General features: G+C 43.3%; 20 protein-coding genes. 4 read left to right on the forward strand and 16 right to left on the reverse strand.

Translation table 11 applies throughout. From position 1 onward, the window contains the following. Positions 1–8: 8 nt before the first annotated feature. The 8 genes from OW255_RS17545 to OW255_RS17580 form a co-directional block, all read right to left on the reverse strand. Positions 9–875, reverse strand: a complete 867-nt coding sequence (locus OW255_RS17545; protein WP_024835003.1) for a carbohydrate ABC transporter permease — start codon at positions 873–875, stop codon at positions 9–11. Further along, on the reverse strand, positions 875–1,810 hold the full coding sequence (locus OW255_RS17550) for an ABC transporter permease (RefSeq protein ID WP_051464578.1): 936 nt from the start codon (positions 1,808–1,810) through the stop codon (positions 875–877). The genes OW255_RS17545 and OW255_RS17550 overlap by 1 nt, the downstream gene beginning before the upstream one ends. 19 nt (positions 1,811–1,829) lie before the next feature. Then, positions 1,830–2,372, reverse strand: coding sequence for an HAD family hydrolase (locus OW255_RS17555; RefSeq protein ID WP_024835001.1), 543 nt, complete (start codon positions 2,370–2,372; stop codon positions 1,830–1,832). Between the two features lie 131 nt (positions 2,373–2,503). Next, positions 2,504–5,614: an alpha-mannosidase gene (locus OW255_RS17560; protein WP_268114806.1), complete on the reverse strand. Its 3,111-nt coding sequence runs from the start codon at positions 5,612–5,614 to the stop codon at positions 2,504–2,506. A gap of 114 nt (positions 5,615–5,728) precedes the next feature. Further along, on the reverse strand, positions 5,729–8,872 hold the full coding sequence (locus tag OW255_RS17565) for an alpha-mannosidase (protein WP_268114807.1): 3,144 nt from the start codon (positions 8,870–8,872) through the stop codon (positions 5,729–5,731). A gap of 78 nt (positions 8,873–8,950) precedes the next feature. After that, complete coding sequence (locus OW255_RS17570) at positions 8,951–9,805, reverse strand: carbohydrate ABC transporter permease (RefSeq protein WP_081752236.1); 855 nt, start codon at positions 9,803–9,805, stop codon at positions 8,951–8,953. Positions 9,806–9,811: 6 nt separating this feature from the next. Further along, the gene (locus OW255_RS17575; protein WP_024834997.1) at positions 9,812–10,741 is read right to left on the reverse strand and encodes a carbohydrate ABC transporter permease; all 930 of its coding nucleotides are present in this window, start codon (positions 10,739–10,741) and stop codon (positions 9,812–9,814) included. 26 nt (positions 10,742–10,767) lie between these two features. Next, positions 10,768–12,114, reverse strand: coding sequence for an ABC transporter substrate-binding protein (locus OW255_RS17580; RefSeq protein WP_268114808.1), 1,347 nt, complete (start codon positions 12,112–12,114; stop codon positions 10,768–10,770). Positions 12,115–12,297: 183 nt separating this feature from the next. Between OW255_RS17580 and OW255_RS17585 the strand changes: the two genes are divergently transcribed. The 3 genes from OW255_RS17585 to OW255_RS17595 are packed head-to-tail and all read left to right on the forward strand — an operon-like array spanning position 12,298 to position 16,719. Then, complete coding sequence (locus OW255_RS17585) at positions 12,298–14,058, forward strand: sensor histidine kinase (RefSeq protein ID WP_051464577.1); 1,761 nt, start codon at positions 12,298–12,300, stop codon at positions 14,056–14,058. A 1-nt stretch (position 14,059) separates the two neighbouring features. Beyond that, positions 14,060–15,598 carry a response regulator transcription factor gene (locus OW255_RS17590; protein ID WP_024834995.1) on the forward strand — a complete coding sequence of 513 codons (1,539 nt, stop codon included), beginning with the start codon at positions 14,060–14,062 and terminating at the stop codon, positions 15,596–15,598. Positions 15,599–15,600: 2 nt separating this feature from the next. Then, positions 15,601–16,719 carry a glycoside hydrolase family 88/105 protein gene (locus OW255_RS17595; protein ID WP_024834994.1) on the forward strand — a complete coding sequence of 373 codons (1,119 nt, stop codon included), beginning with the start codon at positions 15,601–15,603 and terminating at the stop codon, positions 16,717–16,719. Between the two features lie 28 nt (positions 16,720–16,747). Here the strand turns inward: OW255_RS17595 and OW255_RS17600 are convergent, their stop codons facing one another. Then, positions 16,748–17,614: an AraC family transcriptional regulator gene (locus OW255_RS17600; protein ID WP_268114809.1), complete on the reverse strand. Its 867-nt coding sequence runs from the start codon at positions 17,612–17,614 to the stop codon at positions 16,748–16,750. 150 nt (positions 17,615–17,764) lie between these two features. Here OW255_RS17600 and OW255_RS17605 point away from each other — a divergent pair, with 150 nt between their 5' ends. Next, positions 17,765–19,162, forward strand: coding sequence for a family 4 glycosyl hydrolase (locus OW255_RS17605; protein WP_268114810.1), 1,398 nt, complete (start codon positions 17,765–17,767; stop codon positions 19,160–19,162). A gap of 179 nt (positions 19,163–19,341) precedes the next feature. Here the strand turns inward: OW255_RS17605 and OW255_RS17610 are convergent, their stop codons facing one another. The 7 genes from OW255_RS17610 to OW255_RS17640 form a co-directional block, all read right to left on the reverse strand. Next, a complete protein-coding gene (locus OW255_RS17610) occupies positions 19,342–20,442 on the reverse strand; it encodes a nuclear transport factor 2 family protein (protein ID WP_024834991.1) in 1,101 nt (366 codons plus the stop codon). Positions 20,443–20,486: 44 nt separating this feature from the next. Beyond that, positions 20,487–20,993, reverse strand: coding sequence for a nuclear transport factor 2 family protein (locus OW255_RS17615; RefSeq protein ID WP_024834990.1), 507 nt, complete (start codon positions 20,991–20,993; stop codon positions 20,487–20,489). 294 nt (positions 20,994–21,287) lie between these two features. Continuing rightward, entirely contained in the window at positions 21,288–22,322 is a 1,035-nt protein-coding gene (locus OW255_RS17620; RefSeq protein WP_268114811.1) for a sensor histidine kinase, read from the reverse strand. Continuing rightward, entirely contained in the window at positions 22,309–23,004 is a 696-nt protein-coding gene (locus OW255_RS17625) for a response regulator transcription factor (protein ID WP_024834988.1), read from the reverse strand. The genes OW255_RS17620 and OW255_RS17625 overlap by 14 nt, the downstream gene beginning before the upstream one ends. 159 nt (positions 23,005–23,163) lie before the next feature. Beyond that, a complete protein-coding gene (locus OW255_RS17630) occupies positions 23,164–23,655 on the reverse strand; it encodes a metallophosphoesterase (RefSeq protein ID WP_024834987.1) in 492 nt (163 codons plus the stop codon). Between the two features lies 1 nt (position 23,656). Continuing rightward, entirely contained in the window at positions 23,657–24,265 is a 609-nt protein-coding gene (locus tag OW255_RS17635) for an XTP/dITP diphosphatase (RefSeq protein WP_024834986.1), read from the reverse strand. A gap of 24 nt (positions 24,266–24,289) precedes the next feature. Continuing rightward, positions 24,290–25,558: a lectin like domain-containing protein gene (locus OW255_RS17640; protein WP_416861724.1), complete on the reverse strand. Its 1,269-nt coding sequence runs from the start codon at positions 25,556–25,558 to the stop codon at positions 24,290–24,292. Positions 25,559–25,597 lie beyond the last annotated feature (39 nt).

Consider the following 25,597-nt stretch of genomic DNA (forward strand, 5'->3'; position numbering starts at 1 on the left):
ATAAATAATTAGCCTTTTACTGCACCAAGCATAATGCCCTTTGTAAAATATTTCTGGATAAATGGATAGGCAATTACCATTGGTGACATGGATATGACAATACTTGCCGCCTTAATATTATCTGCTACAAGCTGGGTTTGAATTCCTTCATCATTGGATAGCTTTACAGATTCAATCAGCTGTTTTAACACCATCTGTACGGTATAAAGCTTGGAAGAGTTAACATAATAAAGAACATCGCTTAAACGGTTCCATCTGCCTACTGCATAGAACAGGGCGAGCGTTGCAAGGGTTGGATATACCAGTGGAAGTGCAACCTTGAATAAAGTCTGAACTTCGTTACAGCCATCAATCTTTGCCGCTTCATAAAGAGAAGAGTCAAGTCCCCGGAATGCAGTACACATGATAATCATATTATAGGCACTTAAGGCTTCGGGGATAATCAATGCCCAGAAGGTATCAATTAACTTAAAGTCCTTCACGTTTAAGTATTTGGGAATAATACCTGGATCCAGATACATGGTAAGGACAAATAAGGTCATAATAAAAGCTCCGCCCTTTAAGTTCTTCTTAGAAAGGGGATAAGCAGCCAGTACGGTCATGACCACGCATACGATGGTAGAGCCCAGCATTAAAAATACGGAAAATATAAAAGAAGAAACAAAACTTCCGCTTTGGAAGGATCTTACATACGCCTCGGTGGTAAGCTGAACCGGATAAAGGAATACCTTACCTGCTAAAATGGCATCCTTGGAGCTTAAGGACATTGAAAATACCCGAATGATGGGAATCAATGCCACAATACTGATTACGATAAAAAAGGTATTCCAGAAAAGCTGAAACCGCCTTTCTTCTTTGCTCTTTAATTCACCCATTACATGATTCCCTCCTCTCCCATTTTCTTAGATATCTTATTTACGGACAGAATCAAAATAATTCCGACCACAGACTGGAAGAGACCTACTGCAGTAGCAAAATCAAACCGGCCTGCCTGAAGACCTACACTGTATACATAAGTACTGATAACGTCGGATGCACTCTTTACAAGTGTATTTCCCATCATATAAGGGCGATCGAAATCGATGGATACGATCTTACCAAGCTGCATGATAAGCATGATGGAAATGGTTGGTCTGATCTGCGGAATGGTTACATGAGCAATTCTCTGAAGTCTGGTGGCACCATCGATATAAGCTGCTTCTCCAAGAGAAGGATCCGTAGCAGATAAAGCTGCCAGATAAATTATCAGGGAGTAACCAGCAGACTGCCAGATTCCTGAGAACCAATATACAAATCTCCAGATAAAAGGACTGCTTAAGAAGTTAATTTCTTTTAATCCAACACCGCGAATTAAGTCATTGACAAGTCCGCTGGTAGAAAACAGCTGTGTGATGATGCCTGAAATAATAACCCAGGACAGGAAGTTCGGAAGATATAAAATTGTCTGAGTTGCTTTTCTGATTCTTAAATTACGTATTTCAAATAAGAAAACAGCAATCAATACAGGTACCGGAAAGCCAAGAATTAAATCTCCGGCATTTAAAATCAGAGTGTTTGCAAGAGCATTCCAGAAATCACTGGAACCAAATGCTTCTTTAAAGTTTGCAAAACCGACCCAGGGGCTATTCCATATACCGGCAAATACATTAAATTTCTTAAACGCAATGATACCGCCCATCATAGGTCTGTAGCGGAACATCAACATGTAGATGACTGGAACCAAAAGCATCAAATACAGCTGCCAGGTGTTGCGAATGTATACTTTAAACGGTATTTTTTTCGCTCTTTCCTTCACTTTTACATTTTTCATCGCTTACTTTCCCTCTTTTCTATACATTCCCGTCCTTTTGAAGCGCTTCCTCCAGACTCTCAATGAGGGCCAGAAGTTCTTTCGGCTCATGTACGATATAATCCGGCGTTTCATCTTCACCAGCCGGGGTCATGTCATAACGGGGGGACCAGTCTATCAGTATGGAAGTGATGCCAAAACGGTTTGCACCAGCCACATCCTTGCGGACATTATTGCCGATCATAACGATGCGTTTCTTATCCTCTTCCGTTAGATGATTTTTTTCCATGGCATCCTGAAACATCAATTCTGATGGCTTTTGGACTCCAACGATTTCGGAAATCGTTCTGGTATGAAAACAATATCCCAGCCCATTTTCTTCGTATACATTGGTAAAGGACTGCTCTTCACCGTCGGCCACCATCGCAATAATATAGCCGGCATCATAAAGAGCTTTTAGGGTTTCACCCGCACCAGGTATCATCTCAGCATGGGTTACAATATCTTCTTCATTGCGAATTTCTGTGCCTTCGTCAATAATTGTGTCTCCGCTGTCTGTAAAAATGATTAGTTTTTTCTGCATTTTGTAAACTCCGTAAAATTTATTTTGTTGCTTTTCTCTTAAAGCTGTTGAATGAATTATAATATTTTGTGTAAATTGTAGCTATGCGTAATTTGTTTTTATTTCTCCTGTTTAGTATGCATTTTTTGCGTTTACAAAGAAGCTCTGATGGTTTTTATTTCAAATGGCGCAAAATCCAGGAGCATTTCGCTCTTTCCGTAAGCCTCTGTTACGGTGACTCTTTGTCCCTCCAAAAGACCTTCTTCCATTGTGGTTTCGTAAGCCTCCTGGACTTTTAAATGGGCTGTTACCGTGCAGTTTTCATGCCTTCCCTTGGATTCATAAAGCCTCATGATCATATGGCCGGTTCCATCCTCTGATAACTTTATGGTCTCCAGTACTATACTGTCTGACGACAGGGAAAGGAACTGCCGGTCTCCTGCTCCAAGGCCAAATAGGGATAGCTTGTGGTTTAGCTCCATGCCTTCCTGTATGACTCTGCTCTCTGTAAAATCCCTGCCAATGGCATAGAAGGAATAGGTAAACTGGTGAATTTCTTTATCTGCATACATATCCGGCCATACCGGTGCCTTTAACAGGGTGAGCTCCATGGAATTTCCGCTGGTACTGATTCCATATTTGCAGTCATTTAATACAGCAGCGGTTCGCCCGGGCTCACTAAGAGCGGTATAACGGTGATTGCATACCTCGAATCGGTCAGCATCATATCTCCGGTTCTGATGGGTGGGGCGTTTCACGTAACCGAACTGGATCTCCTGTATGGCTTCGCTGGTACGGATATTGACCGGGAATTCTGCTTTTAAGAGCTTATGAGTCTCCCTCCAGTCTACCTCTGTAACAAAATCAAGGCGTCTGCTGTGACTGGAAAGCTGAATTCTCTGGGTCATGGGAGAATGATGAAGCATCCGCTTCACCTCCAAAGCTGCCATGAGAGGACCTTCTTCCACGACCCTGATTTCCACAGGTTCTAAAAGCGCTATAGGCTGCTCTTTATAAAAGGAGCTCATCTCCCAGGCATCGTAGTCTATATTTATATCCTGATACATACAGAGCTTGTTTAAGGAACCTTGGACGTATTCAATCTCTGTTTCCTTCTCCACGAAGCTTGTAACCTCTCCGCGGGAATTTACCACTACGGTCACATATTGGTTTTCAAGTATGTAAGAATCCTGTTTTTTAGAAACACTGCAACTGGAATTCGGCTCTATGACTTCTCCGTCATTCCCTTTTACATCTATCTGAATATATGAAAGTGAGGGAACCTTAACCGGAATGAGGACCTTATCCCCCATTCTTTGGGAGACAAGCGTTTCCCCGCTCCTCTCATATGATTTCCCTTCCTCATATGGCAATTCTATCAGTTCTTCCCGCTCCCAGGATAAAGAGTTAAAGACCGAGAAGCTTTCTTTTCTGCCGCGAACAAGGGTTTCCTGGAACTCTTTTAATATCTCCCCGGCTCCTTTTATTACATCGTTCAGCTCTTTTCTGGCATCTTCATTGACTCTTGTTATGGAGGTCCCCGGTAAGATATCATGGAATTGATGAAAGAGAAGCTTTTTCCATAGAATCTCAAGTTCCTCTCTCCGGTCCTTACCCTCACTTACCAGAAAGCTTAAGGAGCTCCAAAGCTCTGCTTCCCGCAGGGACATTTCCGCCTTACGATTTGCCTTTTTGACCTTTGCCTGAGAGGTATAGGTTCCTCTGTGCCACGGAAGATAGAGCTCACCCTGATAGACCTCGTTTACATTACCTGCTTCCTCCAGCCTTTTAAAAAATTGAACCGGACTTTCCATGCGGGTGCGGGGAGCGCCTTCTAAATCTTCCACTCTTCTTGCCACTTCAAGCATCTCTCTGGTGGGACCGCCGCCTCCGTCTCCAAAACCAAAGGGAAATAGAAAGGTATCTATATTTTCCTGCTGAACCCTGTCCTCTTCCCAGCGGGTAATCATGTCTAGAGGGTCCAGTCTGGCATTATTCTTCTTAAAGAAATGGGTCAGTACCCGGCTGCCGTCAATTCCTTCCCACCAGAAGATATTGTAGGGAAATACATCACAGCCCTTTAAGGCCCTGGCCATTTTCTGGGTGGCAAAATATTTGATGCCGCAGCCTTTCATGATCTGGGGAAGCTGTCCGCTGAATCCAAAGCAGTCGGGAATCCACACCATGAGGGTTTCCTGATTCAGCTTTTCCCGGAACCATCTTCTTCCGTAAAGGCACTGACGGATAAGGCTTTCTCCAGAAACCAGATTGGTATCCGGTTCCACATACATGCCGCCTTCCGGGATAAAGGCCCCTTCCTCTACTTTTTTCAGTAAGCGTCCGTAAAGTTCCGGATACAGCTCTTTTATGGTTTCCATAATGGGAGGCTCACATAATAGGAATTTATAATCTTCGTATTCCTCTGACAGAGCCAGCTGTGTGGAAATGGTTCTTGCACATTTTCTCTTTGTTTCCTCCCAGGGCCACAGCCAGGCAAGATCCAGATGGGATTGTCCGAAAATCGTATACTCAGGCGCTGTGGAACCATTCCTGCATTCCAAAAGGGGTCTTAAGACCTCTCTGGCCTTACAAAGAGTCTCATGAAAAGCTTCCGGTTCCAGCTCAAAATCCACGATCTGAGTAAACCGAAACAGTCCTTCCCTTATCTTCATGGCACGAAGGGATTTGGAATCCAGCCCTTCATAGAGCTTAGAGAGCGTAAATACATCCATATAAAGCTGAAACGCCTCCTCATTCCATATGCCAATGTCACAGACTCCCACCTTAACCTGATGAGCAGGGGGCTCCGGCACTGGGATACTGCCAAAAGGACATGGTCCGCCGTTTTCCAGCCTAGGCCCATGCCCTGCATAGCTTTCCGCTACAATATGAAAGCGTTCTCCCTCTCTCCCGCAGCGAGTTAACGTAATTCCATCGTGTTTTAAATCCCTGGAGCCGGCAGTCTTACCATTGACCCATAAAAGCATCTCTCCCCCTACATCCGGGCGAAGAAAGATTCTCTTTCCTTCTGCTTCTTTTGGGAGAATGACCTCTGCCTGAAACCAGCCGTATTCCCACTTTGCGCCCCATGGAGTTCCAGTGGGCACAGGGGTAAATTCTTTCGTTAATGCTTCCTCCAAAGGGAGCCGTTCCATGGTCATAAAGCCGGAGACTGGGACATCACAAAGCTTATTAAACATGTGATGTCTCATTTCCTCCAGCCATATTTTAATTCGTTGCTGCCGTTCCTCCGCCAATACCATTGTTTTCCCTCCACGATATCAAAGTTATGGGTACATTATATTGGATAAAAGGAGAACAGGCTATGCATTCTTTGTGAAATCTTTGTACAGTTTGTGCATATTTTGCAGAGATACTTATCGTTTTAGCTTTATGGTCTTAATCTCGTATGGCTTAAATGTGATTAATAGCTCATTATTCTTACATGGAATGGTCGTAGACTCTTCCTCCAGACAGGTACATGAGGCTGCTTCTACTACGTCCATGTCAGCCAATTTCACATGAGCCCTGGTCCGCATTCCATAGGTTTCGTACATACGAATTACGATACCATCTCCATCCTCAGCCAATTTCACCGTATCCGCTAAAATATTTTCTTCCTCAATAGAAAGAAGGGAGTATGAAAGGCTTTCCTTTCCTGTCACACTCTTTGCCCTCATAGGGCAATTTAAATCGTAAGCTTCTCTCACCACACCGCCGGTACGGAAATCACCCTGATGAGGATAGAGAGAATAGGTGAACTCATGCTCTCCCTGGTCTGCATCAGGATTGGGGAAAATACCTGATTTTAAAAGGGTCAGCCGAATGTTGGAATCATGGATGTCATAACCGTATTTGCAGTCATTTAAAAGAGCTGCTCCGAATCCTGGTTCTGAAATGTCAGCCCATTTATGAGCGCACACCTCAAATCTTGCCTGATCCCAGGTGGTATTCTCGTGGGTAGGACGGCTTACATTGCCGAACTGAATGTCATAATTGGCTTCCTTGGAGAGAATATCCAGAGGAAATGCTGCCTTTAAAAGAAGCTGATGTTCGGTCCAGTTGATCCATGTCTTAAAGTCGATTCTCTTGGTATGTTTGTAGAAGCTGATTTTTTGTTCTATGGTGGAATCCATGAATTTCTTCTTCACCAAAATGGTTCCTCTTACCGGACCATTCTCTAAAAGCCGTGCCTCCAACACCTCATTCACCTTCCATACCTTTTCCCGGTAGGTGGCATCAATGTTCCAGGCATCGAATTCCAGGGGACGGTCCTCGAACACAAGAAGCTCATTTCCCTGTGCTCCTTCTTTTAAGAGACTTCTGTCCTCTTTCTTATCGTATAGCCTGGTCATGGTACCCTCTGAGCTAAATTCCACTTCATAATGTGGTGTAGTAAGCTTACATGGACGGCCTTCCTTGTCTGTTTCAAAGTCTGAGATAACAGGAGAATCATCATAAGATGATGTTCTCGTTCCGCTTCCATACACTTCATATCCCTTTGATGGTACTTCTTCTGCCAGATAAAGAATCTCTCCATTTTCTGCTTCCTGGGATAACAGGCCAATGTCTTTCACTGGCTGGTTTACGGATACAATCCCCGTTCTTCCAAAGCTTAAGGAGTTCCATACGGACAAGGCATCTCCCTTATCCTTTGTCTCTTTAAGGCCAGCCTCAGAAAGAAGACGATTCAGACAGGTCTCAATGATCTCATTGCCTGATTTTATAATCTGCTCGTACTGAATCTGGGAATCCTCATAAACCTCCTTAATGGAAGAACCAGGAAGAATGTCGTGGAACTGGTTTAAGAGAAGGAGCTTCCAGTTTTCCTCCAAAGTCTTTGATGGATACTCTCCGTCTTTTGTCAGGAGCAGGTTCAGCACAGAATAAAACTCGGTATCAGCGTTTAAGAACTCGCAGGTACGGTTGTATTTCTTATTCTTTGCCATGGAGGTATAGGTTCCCCGGTGGTGCTCTAAATATAACTCTCCATCCCAGACAGGAAGCTGCTTTTGATCCATGCGCTCCTCCAGGATATGAAAGAAATCTTTGACAAAGGTCTGCTTTGTTTTTGGTGCTCTGGCTACGCTTCGCTCCAGACGGCGGCTCTGCTCCAGCATCTCTTCGGTAGGACCGCCCCCTCCGTCTCCGTAGCCGTAGCAGGTAAGGACCTCTTTGCTTACGTCCTTGTTCTGGAATCTCTGCCAGGTTCCCATAATCTGTTTGGCATCCTGTCTTCCGTTATAAGTGGTGCTGAAATTCTTCACCGGTTCCCCGTTCTTTACATAGTCCCTGGTGGAGATTAAGTAAGTAAGTACCTCACTTCCGTCAATGCCTCTCCAGCGGAACACATCGTTTGGAAACTGATTGAACTCATTCCAGCCAAGCTTTGTTGTCATGAAATAAGGAAGGCCTGACTGCTTCATGATCTGAGGAATAGCAGCACTGTATCCGAATACATCAGGAAGCCATAACACCTCGTTAACGGCTCCGCCCAGTTCCTTTTCAAAGAATCTCCGTCCATAAAGAATATGGCGCACCAGGGATTCCCCTGATGCCAGGTTGCAGTCCGGCTCCAGCCACATGGCTCCCTCTGTCTCCCAGCGGCCTTCCTTAATTCTTTCCTTGATCTCCTCAAATACTCCTGGTGCTTCTTCCTTCACGAATTCGTAAAGCTGAGGCTGACTTGACATGAACTTATATTCTGGATAACGCTTCATGAGATTTAATACGGTCTGAAAGCTTCTCACTGTTTTTTGTCTTGTCTGCTTTAAGGGCCATTTCCAGGCTACATCAATGTGGGTGTGACCGATGCTGTGAACCGTGATGGGATTTTCCGGCCTGTCCTTATAATAATGCTCCAAAAGCCAGGAGTCAGCTTCCTTTACGGAATCAAAGAAGGCTTCGGAACCTGGGCGCTTTAAATCAACCAGATTCAGGGCCTCGTTAAGGGCCTTAAAGGTATCAATCCGCTCTAAATCGTCCTCTTCCAGAAGGTCAGCTGCTTCAAAGGGTACCGTGAAATCATAATAAAATTGAGCCATAAGTTCGGAATACATCCCAATTTCCAGATGAAAGAAGTTGGTAAGACCTGTACTGTTTGAATAGGCGTAAAATGCCAGCTCATACGTCTCTCCTGCCTTTGCATCATGGGAAAGAATGATATCCTGATGATTCATATCCATGGTGCCGGACAATCTGCCATTCACATAGACCAGGATCTGAGGATTATCTGTGTTCCAGATATCTGTTGCTCCTGTATTTAACGTTGCCCTTACCTGGGTTCCACTCCATGATTCCGGTATGGTGAGAGTTGTCAGAAACCAGTAATGCTTATCCGTTCCACCCCAGGTTTCGTCGGTTTCAAAGGGAGTCCATTCTAGCGTACTGCTGTCAAAGCTTTCCTCAAAGCTGTAATCTCCGGGACTCATGAACATCTGCTCTACACTTCTTAAATCCTGATAGCATAATGCTTTTAATGAATCTGCTGCTGCCTTTAATCTGTTTCTCATAGGATTCATAACATCATTCCGCCTTTTTCATAATTTTAAAAAGGCGGGAAACCAAAGCATCTTGGTCTCCCGCCTGAAAAGCTATCATTAGCCCTTAATTCCTGTGGATGCGATTCCTTCTACCAGATATTTCTGCATGGTCAAGAAAATAAGGAAAATCGGTACCAGGGATAAGGTTGCCATTGCAAACATTGCGCCCCAGTCAGAACCAGCTGTGGGATCTGAGAACATCTTAAGGGCGTAGCTGACCGGATATTTCAACGGATCACTTAAGTAAATCAAAGCCGCAAGGAAATCATCCCATCTCCACATGAAGGAGAAAATTGCGCTTGTAACCAGTGAAGGTTTGATCAGAGGCAAAATAATCCGGTAGAAGATGGAGTAAACGGTACAGCCATCCATTCTTGCAGCCTCATCTAAGTCAATGGGAATTCCTTTAATAAACTGTACATTTAAGAAAATGAAAAAGCCCTGTCCAAAAAACTGTGGGACGATAATTGGAAGGTAGCTGCCTACCCAGCCCAGTTTATTAAAGATAATATACTGAGGAATCATAATGACCTGGAAAGGAAGCATCATTGCCAGCAGCATGCAGGCAAACCAGAAGCTTTTAAATTTAAAGTCAATACGGGCAAATCCGTAGCCGATGACTGCTGAGGAAACAACTGCTCCCAATGTGGAGAGTCCGGCAATGACAAAGGAATTCTTAAAAAATATTGCAAAACTGTAGCCTGCAAATCCCTTCCAGCCTACGGTGTAGTTGGTAAAGGAAAAGTTTTCCGGAAACAGACTGGCAGCTGTACGAAATATCTCATTGGTGTCTTTAAAGGAGCTCATTACCATCCATACAAGCGGATATATCATAGCACATGCGAAGAAAAAGGTAAATACATGATATATTACTGTGATGGCTGTTCTTTTTTCTTTATATCCTGTCATCATATTTCATCACCCTTCTGCTTCATAATGTACCCACTTCTTCTGGGTCTTAAATAGTACCAGAGTCAGAAGCCCTACTACAAACACCATGAACCATGCCATGGCACAGCCGTATCCCAGCTTATTATAAGTAAAGGAGTTCTGATACATATAAACCGTATAGAACAGTGTGGTGTCTCTGGGTTTTCCCTGAGTGATAATGTAACTTTGGGTGAATGCCATAAAACCATTGATCAGCTGGTTGATCAGGTTAAAGAAAATGGTTGGTGTCAGCATGGGAAGCGTAATTTTAAAGAAACGCTGAAAACCATTGGCACCGTCTACGGTAGCAGCCTCATAAAGACTGACTGAAATCTGCTTAAGACCTGATAAGAATATAAGCATGGACGAACCAAACTGCCAGATTGCCAATATGATCAGAGTCCAGATTGCGGTATCTGTTCTTCCAAGCCATGCAATATCAGATGGTAGTCCAATAATTTTCATAAGTGCATTGATAACACCATCACTGGCAAACATTCTCTTCCAAAGAATTGCAACGGCAACACTGGAACCAATGATGGAAGGCAGATAGTAAACTGCCCGGTAAAAACCAGATAATTTAGTACTCTTTACTAGCAGCATGGCAACTGCAAGAGCCATGATAAGCCGGAGAGGAACCGAAAACAGAACGTAGTACATGGTTACTCCGAATACTTTCCAAAACTTTGGATCTCCAAAAAACATGGTTCTGTAATTTTCCAGACCTATAAAAACCGGTGTCTTCAATATGTTGTATCTGGTAAATGAAAACCCTAAGGACAGAATCATTGGAACGGCAAGGAATGCAAGGAATCCTATAATGAAGGGCAGGATAAATACATATCCTGCAACCTTCGGTTTGTTTAATACCTGAGCCAATGTCTCTTTTCTCTTAGGGGTCATCTGATTGTTCTTCATGATATCCCCTCCAGACTTTCTAACTGCTATTTCGCTGCTTCTTCCAGAATTCTCTTAGCTTCCGGTACGAACTGAGCAACAGCATCGTCTGCAGTGGCATCGCCGTAACGAACTGCCTCTACAACTGTCTTTCCTAATGCTTCTACTTCGCCCTTACCAGATGGATCTGGAGCATCAATTGGTGTTGCAACTTCAGAAACCTTTGCTACGTAGTCAAATACATGCTGTGCGATTTCATCTGCCTTTGGTTTGATTTCATCTGCTACTGCAGAGTTAATGGGAATTCCTCTTTCTGCAAGAAGAATGTCATTTGCTTCGGTGCTGTTTGTGAACCAGTCAAGGAACTTCGCTGCTTCTTCTTTGTTCTTGGAAGATTCAGCAATTGAGAAGAACATACTTGGCTTTAAATAAATTGGCTGTGATTTCGCATCGGTTAATGTTGGGAACATGGTAATTCCTAAATCTCTTCCAGCAGTTTTGGATACACTGATATACTGGTTGGATAATAAGAAGTCGTTCCATGTGGAAGAATCAATGATTGGCTTTGTTTCAACAACGTCTGGGTTCTTCTCAGCAAGAAGGTCAGCAGAGATGCTGAAATCAGCTTTTGCGAATTTCTCCATGGTGTTGAAGTAAATCTTCATGGAATCTTCTTTTCCAGCTGTTAATTCATCAAACAGATGAGAACCATTTGCTCTTGCCATGATCTGCATCATGTTGATTCCACCATCATAAAGAGTTTTTGTGCCAGTTTTTTCGTATATTGTTTTGGAGATGTCGTATAATTGATCCATAGTCATCTGATCTGGGATTGTTACGCCAGCCTTCTCAACGATAGCTTTATCATAAAGCATCATAGGAGCGTTGCTTCCAAGGCTGATTGCATAGCATTTTCCGTCGATGGAGCCACTTTCAATAATGCTCTCTGGAATCTTTGTTGTGTCGATGGCTCCAGTTGAGATGAACTCAGAAAGATCAGCAAGCTGTCCGCTCTTTTGGTACTGGTTTAAGTAAGAATAGTCCATCTGAACGATATCCGGCAGATTTCCGCCAGCTGCCATTGCTGAAAGCTTATCCCAGTAACCGGACCAGTCAGTAAATTCAACCTTGATATCCACGTTTGGATTCTGGCTCATGTAAAGATCAACTGCTTTTTTGGTTACGTCGTTTCTCGTCTGGTTACCCCACCAGCTGAGATTTAATGTTACCTTGCCACCTGCTGCTGCGGTTGTGTCAGCTGCTTTTGTGGTTTCTGCTGCAGAAGTAGCTCCGGTTGTCTGTGTGTCCTTGGTCTCTGTCTTGGAACCACATGCAGCTAAAGATATTGCTGCTAATAGTGCAGCAAGAGTTGTTGCTAAAAGTCTTTTTTTCATTGTAAAACCTCCCTTTCGATTTAATTATGGTAACCACATCATATGTCAAATATGCACAACGGTAAAGTTAAAATATGGCTTTTTGTGGTTAAAAAAACAGCTTTTTGTAATTATATGTCGAAATTCAATTTATTTTTTTACATTTTTACTATATAATACTGTCAGGAAGAGAGGTCATATTTTATGAATCGGTGTATCCTATGGTTTAACAACCTATCTTTATATAAAAAAATACTGACTGTTTTTTTAATGTCCATGCTGGCACTCTGCATTACTTTCTTTTTTAGTATTAAAATTTTAACGTCCCGTTACAATGAGGAACTTTATCAGACCAATGCAAATTCCTTAAACCACGTGACCACCTATTTGGAATCAGAGATGCAGATGGTAGAGAATATTACAGACAGCCTCATTGGGGATCAGACCATACAAAACAACTTGTCATTTCTCTCTGAAAATCCTTACAGCAACAGGCGGGCCTTAGCCCGCAGGGATATTTACCAGCAGCTTTATACCTATATTTACCGAAGCAGTTATATCCGTTCCATCAATATTATCCTAAAGGACGGAACAAATATCTGTATGGGAAGCTCTGATGAAATCCTTCAGTTTGATGTAAAAGGGCTCAATCAAAGACTGGATTCTTTAAAAGGCAGGTCAATCTGGGCCTCCAGCATACAGCCAGGTCCCAATACGGTCTGTGCCAGACAGATTCTAAAGCTGAAATATTTAAGCTTAAAAAAGATTGGAGAGCTTTACATTACCGTTGATATGGATAAGATGATTGAAGATGGCCTGATGAATTCCGGCAGCTTATCGGAAAACTCCAATTTTGTCCTTATGTCAGGAAACAAGCGGATCTATCCGGCAAAGCCATTTCATGATGAATTATGTCTCCAGTTGATAGAAGAAAGCAAAAAACTGGAAAATACCTATACCATAGCTACCATTGACAACAATAAGGAATTTATCATAAACGGTCAAATTCCTTATACCAAATGGGATTATCTGTATTTCCGGGATTATGACCCCTTGTTTTACGGAATCCGTATGGTCAGCATGCAGATATTCCTGTTCACCTTCTGCATCATAGCAGTGACCGGCGTTTTGGTAAATATTATTTTCCGCCATATCTTCCGTCACCTGGATTATCTCATTGAAAAAATCAAATGCTTTGGCAGCGGAGAAGCACCTGCCTGCAACATCAAATGCTACGATTACGACAGCCGTCAGGATGAGATCGGACAGCTTCATCGGAGCTTTGATGAGATGACCCACAGCGTTAAGGTCCTTCGGGATGAAAATTATGACAAGCAGCTTCTTGTGAGAGATTCTGCCATTAAGATGCTTCAGCAGCAGATCAATCCTCATTTTTTATACAACACTCTGGACACCATTAACTGGATGGCACAAAAGTACGGTGCCGATGATATCTCTGTTATGGTACGTTCCCTTGGTAACTTGTTTCGGGCTTCCATTGCAGATCAAAAGGATATCATTCCATTATCCGAGGAACTAAAAGTGCTGTCCGACTATATCAGGATTCAGGAGATACGATTTAAGGACAGGCTTCATTTTGAACTGGATACCCCGGAAAAGACCTCTCAGATATTTGTACCAAAGCTCTGCATCCAGCCCCTAGTGGAAAATGCCCTAAAGCATGCCATGGAGGATACGGATGAGCTATGCCGGATACGGGTCACCATTCAGGAAATGGAAAAGGACTATCAGATTCAGGTTTCAAATACAGGCTCTCAGTTTGAAGAGGACCTGTTACAGAAAATAGAAAACAGGGAAATAACCCCCCAGGGTTCTGGCGTGGGACTCCTCAATATCAATTCCCGGTTAAAACTGCTTTACGGAGACAATTACGGACTGAAATTTTACAACAAGGGTGGAAAGGCGGTTGTCATGCTGTCCATTCCAAAGGAACAGGAGGTTTGATATGCTGAGACTGATGATAGTAGATGACGAACAGATTATTCGAGAAGCCCTCTCCCAGATGATCGACTATGAATCCCTGGGCTATCAGCTGATCGCTACGGCAAAGAACGGCATGGAAGCATACGATATTATTTGCGATGAGTATCCGGATGTAGTGATTACCGATATCCGGATGCCGATTTTAAACGGACTTGACCTGATTGACCGCTCCATAAAATCCGATTCCAAAATCACCTTTATCCTCCTTTCCGGATACAATGATTTTGAATACGCAAAGCAGGCCATGAAATACGGTGTCCGCTACTATCTGTTAAAGCCTACAGACAAAAATGAATTAATCGAATCTCTTGTTTCTGTGAGAAAGGAACGGCTGATTGAAGAGGAGAACCGAAAGCTCCAGCAGGATCATTTCTTAAAAAGCCTTCATTTCCCGCTGGAGCAGAGCTTTATTATGGAAGCACTGGAGCATCAGGACTGCTTCTCTCCTGTTTTTCGCAAATATCAGGGCTTTCTATCCTTTCCAAAGGAATGCCAGTATGCCTGCATCTGCTCTTTTGTGGAGGAAAGCTATTTAAAAAGCTTTGCCTGTGATATGAAACGGATTTTGGAGGCGGCTAAGATTCCTCTGTTTTTTTCCATACTTTACGTAAAAAATACTGCAGTAATGATCTTCCCTGCTTCCACCCTTGCCATTCAAGAGGAGATGGAACGCCAGATCACTAAGCTTAAATATCCCGGTCAGTCCGTTACCTTTGAAACGGAATTTATTCATAAGGAATCTGCAGAAAAACTGTTCCATGAAATACTTTCTAAGATCTCCCGGTTTGAGCGCATTCTACTGGTAAAGGAGGATGGCTTTTCTCATGAGATCAAAAATCACATAGCTTCCCCCTGGATGATCAGCCGACTGGAGGACTCTATCACCTCAGCTGAAAATACCTTACAAAAAACAGCACTCCTGGCTTCTGTTTTCATAGATTCCATGCCCTTAAATACTGCAAGAAATCTTGCCTTAGGTCTGTTTCTACAAAGCGGTGTGGAACAGGAGAAGCTTCCTACGGATGCTGCCTGCGATTTTTTCAGACGCCTTTATTCCTGCAATTCCGTACAGGGCATCAGAGAACTTCTTTCCGTAGTCATGGTGCAAAAAACGGAAGGTTCCGGCACCCATAAAATCAGCTCCAACATCTCCATATTAAAAACTTATATCAGGGAACACTTAGATTCTGAGAATTTATCCTTAAAATGGCTGGCTGAGAATTATCTGTTCGTAAGTGTGGGATACTTAAGCAAGCAGTTTATTAAGGAAGAAGGAATGCGCTTTTCCGACTATCTTAATAAGGAGCGAATGGAAGAAGCCATACGCCTTATGACCTTTTATCATAATGACAACGTAAAGCACATTGCCAGACAAGTGGGCTTTGGCAGCAATCCTCAGTACTTCAGTCAGGTATTTAAGCGGTATACCGGCCTTCCGCCGACCGAATATATTGAAACATTAAAGACAAACAGGAATCACACACAAAAAGGAGAATCATAACAATGTCAAACGAACAGTTACTAGAAAAAATCCATTTAGTGGTGGAAAAGCTTATGAACCTGGGAGGCAGTGATTACGACAAGGACCAGACTGTCAGCTCCACAGATACAAGCAAAGGCATTATTCAAAGAGACTTTGGAATCGAGGAGTGGGACTGGCCTCAGGGTGTTGGACTTTATGGACTGAAAAAACTTCAGGACTTTTATGGAGATGACCGTTATCTGCCCTTTTTTGACCGTTGGTATCATGGTCATATGGAGCGTGGACTTCCTTCAAAAAATATAAATACGACAGCTCCCTTTCTTCCTCTGTCATATATCAGCGATAAACTGTCAAACTCTCAGGACTTAAAAAAGCTTCTAATGGAGCGGGCTGACTGGCTGATGAATGAGCTTCCTAAGACTCCGGACAATGGTTTCCAGCACGTCACAAGTGCCATCGGAGACCGGAATGGAGTTAACTTAAACGAAGGTCAGATTTGGGTGGATACCCTGTTTATGTCTGTCCTGTTTTTAAATCATATGGGACACCAGGAACATAAAAAGGAATGGAAAGAGGAGGCCACCCATCAGTTCCTTGTCCATATCAAATACTTATTTGACAAAGGGACCGGCCTCTTCCATCACGGCTTCCGCTTTGATCAGATGGATAACTTCGGAGGCATCTTCTGGTGCCGGGGAAACTCATGGTTCACTTACGGAATTATGGAATTTTTAGACGATTGCGGCGAGGAGATGAGCCAGGGAGTCCGTGACTTTTTCATCGATACCTTTAAAGCTCAGGCAAACGCAATGCTACGTCTTCAGGCACCTTCCGGCCTCTGGTATACGGTTCTTACAGATGAGACAAGCTATGAGGAGGTTTCCGGTTCTGCTGCCATTGCAGCCGGACTGCTTCGGGGCGTAAAAGCAGGCATCCTTGATGATACCTATAAAAAGGCAGCAGACAAAGCAATTGAAGCCATCTGTAATAATATATCCGAGGACGGCACCGTTCTTAACGTATCAGCCGGAACAGGAATCGGCATGGATGCAGACCATTATAAGAATATTCTTCTTATGCCAATGGCATATGGCCAGGCGCTTGCCCTGACTGCTTTATGTGAGGCATTGGAGAAATAAGGAAAAGCTAAAAAGAAGGGAGTCCTGATTAAAAGGATTCCCTTCTTCCGGCTTTTTTCCGGTATGCTGATGGAGTTTCATCCCCATGCTTTTTAAAAATCCGCTCAAAGTAAGTCACGCTTTCAAAGCCAAGAAGCCCTGAGATTTCCGTAATAGAATAATCACTGCTTCCAAGAAGCTCCTTTGCCTTTCTTACTCTAGCCAGATTGCGGTATTCGTTGACGGAAAACCCGGTTACCTCCCGAAATATCCGGCTCAAATAGGACTTACTGATGAAAAACCTCATGGCAAGCTCCTCTAAGCTCTCTCCAGTCTCACAATGGGTGGTCAAATACTCTGCCACCTCATGAACCTTTCCATGCTTGGCTGTCTGAACGGGAGCCGGTATTTCCTTTAACACATTTTTCTTTCCAATCCGGTAAATTTGCAAAAGGATCTGAGACAGCTTTAAGCGGACCATGGTCTCGTAACGCTCCCCACGCTGCTTAAGCTCATCCCGGATTCCAAGTAAAAGAGCGTTCATCTCCTGCCACTCCAGCTCCGAGACCTTTAATACGCCATAATAATCTCCAAAGAGACGCCCCAGGGTATAGACGCCAGCACTTTTTAACCAGGGATCCAGAACCTTTTCGTTCAGCTGCAACAGGATCCGGTCATGTTTTCCGCTTCCTGCCTGGCTTGTTTTATGAACCTGCTCCCGGTTAATCAAGACCACGTCTCCTGCTTTCACAAAATAAGTTTCTTTCTCAATAAAATAATACCGCTCTCCTTCCAGGAGAAAATAAAGCTCATAGGTATCATGAAAATGCTTCATGGTCATGGAAAATTCCTGGTCCCGCACTACCTGATCAATGGCGACCCCTTCCATGCTTTCCGAAAAAATAATTTTATCCACTCTTTCCTCCATATTAGTAGTCAAAAGTACGATTTCTATTAAAAAAGCATCAATTATATAAGATTTATAATACTATATTGTATTATAATATGCAATATAGAGACCAAGAAAATACCCAAACATACAGCCAATCCACAGGAGGAACTTTTTATGAATTACTCTGATAACAAGATCACGGATTTAAAGATCGCCTACATCGGCGGAGGCTCCAGAGGCTGGGCCTGGACCTTTATGACTGACTTATCCATGGATGATTCCTTAAGCGGTACCATCCGGCTATACGATATTGATGAGTCTGCCTCCAAAAATAACGAGATCATCGGCAATCAGTTTTTAGCCAGAGAGGACACCATTGGGAAATGGAAGTATGAAACTTCCTCTTCCTTAAAGGATGCCTTGACCGGCTGCGATTTTGCAGTGATTTCTATTCTCCCAGGTACCTTTGATGAAATGGCTTCTGACGTTCATCTGCCGGAAAGACTTGGCATCTATCAGTCCGTAGGCGACACTGCAGGCCCTGGCGGAATGATCCGTGCTCTTCGCACCATTCCTATGTTTGTTACCATTGCCGAAGCCATAAAAGAATATGCACCTAAGGCATGGGTCATCAACTACACAAACCCAATGTCCTTATGCGTAAAAACTCTGTATCATGTATTTCCGGAGATCAAGGCCTTTGGTTGCTGCCATGAGGTGTTCGGCACTCAGAAGGTATTAAAGGGAATTTGTGAAGAATTTCTCGGTCTTAAGGATGTGGAACGAAAGGATATCCATGTAAATGTTCTTGGTATCAACCACTTTACATGGTTTGACCAGGCTTCCTACAAAGGAATCGATTTATTCCCCGTTTATCGCGATTACATCGATTCTCATTACGAAGAAGGCTACAATGAGCCGGATAAGAACTGGGCAAACAGTACCTTTGAATGTGCTCATCGTCTGAAATTTGATTTATTCCGCCGCTACGGCCTGATTGCAGCAGCCGGTGACCGTCACCTGGCTGAATTCATGCCAGGAGATGAATATTTAAAAAATCCGGAAACAACAAAAAGCTGGAAATTCAATCTTACTACCGTTGCATGGAGAAAAGAAGATTTAAAGACACGACTGGAAAAGAGCCACCGCCTGGTCACTGGAGAAGAAAAAATAGAATTAAAGCCATCGGGAGAGGAAGGAATTCTTTTAATCAAGTCTCTCTGCGGCCTGGAGCGGACCATCAGCAATGTAAATATTCCCAATACGTATTTACAGATTCCAAATCTCCCTGCAGATGCCATCGTTGAGACCAACGCTGCCTTTGACCGTGACAGCATTAAGCCTATTGTGGCCGGAGCTATCCCAGAGAATGTTCTGGAGCTGATTAAGCCTCACGTAGACAATCATGAGCGCATCTTAAACGCTGCCCTTACCTGCGACCGTTCTCTGGTCTACGATGCCTTTTTAGCCGATCCTCTGGTAAAGGGAAGAGCCACAGAGGAAGAAATCAAGACTCTCGCCGATGATATGATCGCAAATACCATGGCATATCTGCCAGATGGCTGGAAATAACAGCCAAGCACAACAGGCTGCGTTTATTTTATCTCAGGAGTAACTATATTTAAAACTGGGTGTGTTACAAAATGAAATTTTCATACAAGGCACGTGTGTTTATTAAACGTCTAAATAGCATGTCTTGTAGGTTCTTTTCATCTTGCAACACCCCCTTTTATTAACATAAATACATGGGCTTATTTTGTCCAGCACTCAGTCACTTTCACGCTGTCGCCGTCCTCTTTAAAATGCAGGAACTGCATCACATCACCGGCAGTCTTTTCTCCGGTCGTTGAATCCTGTTTAGTGATTCTATAATGAATGGCCGCCCAATCTCCGCTGATTAGCATATTATCAAAGCGAATACGTTTTACATTCGTCGATTCGGCATTGTTCTTCTCCAATGTTTTGTAATCCGATAAGGTCATGGTAGCGTCGTTGGTATGATACTGCAAGTTGCTGTCATAATAGGTGTCTGCCCATGCCGTCCAAGCATCCAAGCCCTGATTCCAGTTTTCAAAATCATTTAATATAGCATTTTGAATCTTCTTAGCCATATCGGTTTCAATCGGCGTAGGATTGGTGACAGGATACTTGTCTTTAAGATTTAATGTATCAGGAATCACTGTATTGACGATGGCATTTAATGCCTCCTGCTGTGCCGCTTTCGCATCGTCGGTCTGGAAACCAGTCAAACCATCAAAGTCCGCGCCCTTGGTTCCAGCCCAGCCTTCCACAACCCTAGTCCCCAGTTCCTCTCCGTAATCCTTGAATTGTACAAACTCCATCACACTCCCATCCGAAGATTTTCTGGTCTGTCGGTCGGTGGTTGATATATCATATCGAATTGCAGCCCAGTCGCCGCAGATGATCATATTATTGAAATTACCCATCTGAATATCGCTGGACTTCAGTGTCGCATTCATGGAAGACTGATATTCCTTCAAGGTGAGTCTTACACCGTGGACGTTATAAAAGGAATCATCGGTGTACAGAATGTCGCCCCATTTTTCCCACGCATCATAGCCTCTGTTCCAGTTTTCAAACCCATTTAATAATCTATTTTGAATGTTTTTTTCCATGTCTGTTTCTATTGGGGTGGGATTGACGATTGGAAAAACAGCAGAAAGTTCTTTCGTGTTATCATAGCGATCGGAGATACTGATCACAGATTCATCGGAGCTTATGTTTGTGGCTTCTTTGGTAACAATCGTATTGGTTTTGGATCCACAGCCAACAGCAGCAGCCCCGATGGCCAAGGTTGTTACACTCATTCTTAATACCTTTTTTATATTCATTTTCGTAATAATTCTCCTCTCATAATCTAAACGAGTCTATTGGCTTATTGTTTTATGGATAACGGACTGTCGGACAACGCCCACCCCTCTACAACTCTGACTCCGCGCTCATCACCATTGTCCTTGAATCTTACGAACTCCATGGTATGCTGGAGGATTTCAGTACCCGTGTCTAAATTTTTCACCTTCACAGTATAGCGAATTGCACACCAGTTATCTTTAATGATCATGTTGTCAAATTTGCCCAGTTCCATTGTGAAATGTTGAAAAAGCTGTCCCATCATGCTCTTGTACTCTTCCAGTGTACAGCGGCGCTGGGTACCATTATAAGGAATGTTGTAATATGCATCCGGCTCATATAAAGTGTTACACCACTCAAGCCAGCCGTCATAGCCACCATTCCAGTTTTTAAAGCCATTCTCTAAACGGTTGCGGATAGCTTCCTCTAGTGCCGTCTGGTACGTGGTCTGGCTAGTCATTTCATCTATAAGGGCATAGGTATCCACAATGCCGGCCTTATCCATCTGATTTTTAACATTGTAATTATTCATAATTGTACTTCCTTTCAAAATGTTAATCTAAAGTTTGTTTTTTCAAATACTTGCTTTTATATCTGCCGTCATACATAAGGCAAGGACTGGAAATCCATGATTATTGCAGTGGCACATATTTTGCAGCTGAAATGCCATATAGTCAATCTCCTTCCTTGATATTGCTGTTGTGATTTCGTGCTATGAACATATCTTAATGGGCGAAGGTTGAACGAAAGTAAAAAAAGCAAAAATTATGAAAGAAAAAAAGCGTAAACCAAACATACGTCTGATTTACGCTTTTTTTTCCATTCCTTAGATGGGTAACGTGATTAAAAAGGTACTTCCCTCTTGAGGTTTACTTTCTACGCAAATGCTACCCCCACAAAGAGTAATAATGCGGGAAACAATGGAAAGGCCAATACCGCTGCCTCTTACGGCAGAGGTAGTATCGTGCTGATAATATTTTTCAAAAATATGTGCGGCGGTTTCTTCGTCCATACCTATACCGCTGTCGAAAAATTTAAGAGTAATCTCATTAGAGGTACACTTTGCGGCTATTTTAATTTCCCCATGTTCAGGGGTGAATTTAATGGCATTAGTAAGAACATTAATCCATACCTGTTCCATCAGCTCCGCATTGCCCACATAACAAATATCGTCTACATCCAGTTCCAGCTCTATCTTCTTCTGTTCAATTTTCGGCAGCAGCAGGATAGCACACCGCTTTATTTGTTCGGATAAATTGTATGCTTCTTTTTCGGTGATAATTTCGCAGGCCTCCACCTTGGAAAGCAGAAGTGTGGACTGCGACAAGGTGGACAAACGAAGAGATTCATCGGCAATGATCTGAAGATATTGATTGCGTTCCGTGTTTTCTATGTCATCTCCTGTGTCAATAAGGTATTGTGCAAATCCTGAAATTGAAGTAATAGGTGTATTGAATTCATGTGAAAAATCATTGATAAAGTTTTGCATTTCTGTTTTTGTATTTTTAAGCTCTGCTGCCATACGATTAAACCCATCATAGATTGGTGCATATTCATCTGCCTTTTTGCAGTCTAGCTGTACGTCCAGATTGCCATTGGATACTTCTTTTATACCAATTAACAGATCATCCATTTTTCTGCGAACAGACCGCAGTGTGAAAACCGTTCCCAAACTGACTGCAAGAATCATAAGTGGTATGATTGCCAGCATAGAAAGCGCATTTTCCGAATTCATGCCAAGCCAGCATGTAGCAATAAGCCCATAGGCCATCACAGCACCAACAACTACGATTGAGTCTGCAACGAAAACCCACTTAAATTGAATCAGTTTAAAGGTTGATTCTTTTTTATACTGTTTCATGGCTGCCTCCTATCTTATGAATGACAGCTTTATATCCCAGTCCGCGAATGGATACCAACTCGAATTCTCTGCACATCGAAAGCTTGTTGCGCAGGCGGCTGATGTAGGTTTTAATAGTATCGTACTCTGTCTCAGAATCACATCCCCAAATCCCGTCCATTAGCTGCTGTTTGGTGAATACCACATTGGGGTAGGAGAGAAACTTGTACAGCAGGTTGAATTCCTTGTTTGTCAACGAGATCGTTTCGCCGTTATACTGAGTTGATAAAGTGTTCTGTTCCATAGTAAAACCACCGATAACGATACGGTTTTCGTTAGCAATCTGTGCTCGCCTCATCAGTGCCTTAATACGCCAAATAAGTTCCTCGTAGTCGATGGGTTTTGTCATGTAATCATCTACGCCGGATGCAAATCCTTCTTTTTTGTGTGTAAAGGTATTCATCGCCGTCAGCATAATGACTGGTGTCATATCACCCACATCCCGCAGGGCACGTACCAACTCATATCCATTCATGTTTGGCATTTGAATATCCACAATGAGTAGATCAACATGTACGTGGTCGAGAACTTCTAACGCTTCTTCGCCATCAGCAGCTTCTTTTATTTTATATAGGTGACTAAGTTTTGTTTTTGTTAAAAGACGTACCATCTGATCATCTTCTACGATAAGAATTGTAACCATACATGCCCTCCTTTAAAAGTTAATATACATTATATCTGCAAAAGGTTGAACGAAAGTAAAAAAATGTGAACCATTTTACACAATTAAAAAAGAGACAACCGAAACACTACTATGCCAGATCCGGCAATAAGCGGTATTTCCAGTTATCTCTCTCCTTTCTTAAGCTCCCAGGAAATTTAGGGTAAAATGGGCCTCACCCGTCTCATCCACTTCCATGATCATATAAGATGGCTTACGCCCCTCCTGTCTTGGATAAGACAGGCTGCCTGGATTTAAAACGATAACTCCGTTATGTACCTCATAAAACGGACGGTGGGTGTGACCATACATAACGATATCAAGATTCCTCTCCCTGGCCTCCAGCTCCAGACGTTCCACGCCAAGAGAAACATTGTAATAATGACCGTGAGTTAAAAGAATCCTGTATTTACCGATAGTAATCTCCTTTTCCCGGTCAAGATCGGAAAAAAAGTCATTGTTCCCAAGAACCATATGGACCTGACAGTTTTCCCCTGCCCAGCCGGTAATCTTCTCCTCACTTCCTTCCGAGTCACCAAGATGGATAAGCATATCAAAAGGGCCGGATTCTGTAATAATCTTATAGAGGCTGTCATCTTTTCTGTGAGTGTCACTGACGATCAGTACTTTCATCCTACTTCCTCCCGTAATATTCCATAAGCTTGCATTTCATCGCATCCAGTGCCTTACCCCGGTGGCTGATCTTGTTTTTCTCTTCCATGGTAAGCTCTGCCGCTGTTTTTTGAAACTCAGGCAGATAAAAAATGGGATCGTATCCAAAGCCCTCTTCTCCTGCAGGGTTGTCCGCCAAAATTCCTTCCATGGTTTCTTCTGTATGAAGCACATTTCCATCTGGCAGAACTGCCGCTATACTGCAGACAAACCGGGCGCTTCGTTCGTCTCCTCTGGCCTTTGCCGCACGGTTTAAGAGATTCTGATTCTTAATCTCGTAGGAGGTATCCTCTCCCATGTACCTGGCAGAATAAATTCCCGGCTCTCCGTTTAAACAGTCAATGACAAGACCGGAATCATCAGCAAGTACGATGCCTCCTGTCTTTTCCCATACAGCTCTGGCTTTAATCTCTGCATTTTCCAAAAAGGTGGAACCATCTTCTACTATGTTAAGATCAGCTCCTGCCTCTTTCATGGAAAGGATTTTCATACCCAGGTCCTTTAAAATCTCCCGGATCTCCCTCATCTTTCCTTCGTTTCCAGTTGCAAAAATTATCTTATCCTCGTTCATTGATACTCTCCTTTATCACCAGCCCTATCGGTCTGTCGTATACGCTTTTAAGCAAAGATTGCAGTCCTGCTTTTTCTCCACCCGCTCCCAGTGATTGCCATCGGGGCTTAAATAGCCTTCCCCATCAGATAAGTCCACAAGGGTTCGCCCATCTCCTGTATCATACTCGATGGCTGCAGGGTGAATGGCATCTGGTGTGGTGATCTTTACCATAACCGCAAATCGTTCTCCCTTATTAAGCTTTTGCTCTTCCTTTAAGCTGCCGGTAACAGGAACCGTATAATAACCGGCATTGATAAAGCTCCCCTTTGCTAACAGCACCTTCCGGTCGAAATCCCCGCCGCTTACGATCGCAGCCTCGTCACTTACCTTCCCCACTCCATATATTTCATAGGAGGTGTTTTTAGCTGTTGCATAAAAGCCAACTGCAGACAAAGCCTCATCACCTTCTGCTTCGTAAACATTGGAAATCCAGATGGTATCTTCTCCATACCCCAGCTGTCCTACCCAGCCTCTTAAATCAGACTGGTAGATATGGCTGTAATTGTCCGTATCTTCCGTCAGGGAATATACCAGATTATTCATTCCAATATTGGAATCATAATATGACACATAATAATAGCCCTGCTCTCCAAAGCCTTTCCCCCAGCTGTTCAAACAAATAAATGCCCCGTTTCCGTTCACCGGCTCATTAAAATTCTCCTTGGGATAATGATCGTCCCAGCCAATGATTACAGAATCGTGGTTTGGAGGCTCAGAGCCAATATAGCAATACGCATATGCCTTTTCATTGTAGGAGGCGGAACGGCTGTTTTCATCGGTCATGGAGGTATATAGGGAACTCTGTACCCCGCCATAGCGTAGAACCGCCTGTTTTATTTTTTCATAATCCTTACCGGGAATCATCTGAACTTCCTGGACATGCTTGACCGCTTTTAATCCCTTTGGAGAAACGCCATCTCCATAAGGATCCTGTTCTTCCAGAACCGGTCCCTTCCAGGAGAGGAGATAAGCTAAAGACATGGTGAATTCACCGCCCTCTTCCTGAGGGATGGAAAAACCATTCCCGAGGGACATATGGTCTTCGGAAAAATCCTTAGATTCTCCTAGCAGCAGGCTGGCCTCCAGTGCCTGAAGGGAGGCAAAGGCCCAGCAGGTTCCAAGGTTTCCCTGGTTTTTAACGGCTGGCACCCTGCCCTTTTTTCTCCCATCATAGGAGGCAGGAAGGGCACCGTTATATTCCGTCACCTTTCCTGCTTCTGGTTGTTCGGGAGTTTTGTATTGACATCCCACGATACTACAGACTGCGAAAAAAATGACGGCAATCCATTT

The sequence above is a fragment of the Lacrimispora xylanolytica genome (assembly GCF_026723765.1).
Lineage (GTDB): Bacteria > Bacillota > Clostridia > Lachnospirales > Lachnospiraceae > Lacrimispora > Lacrimispora xylanolytica.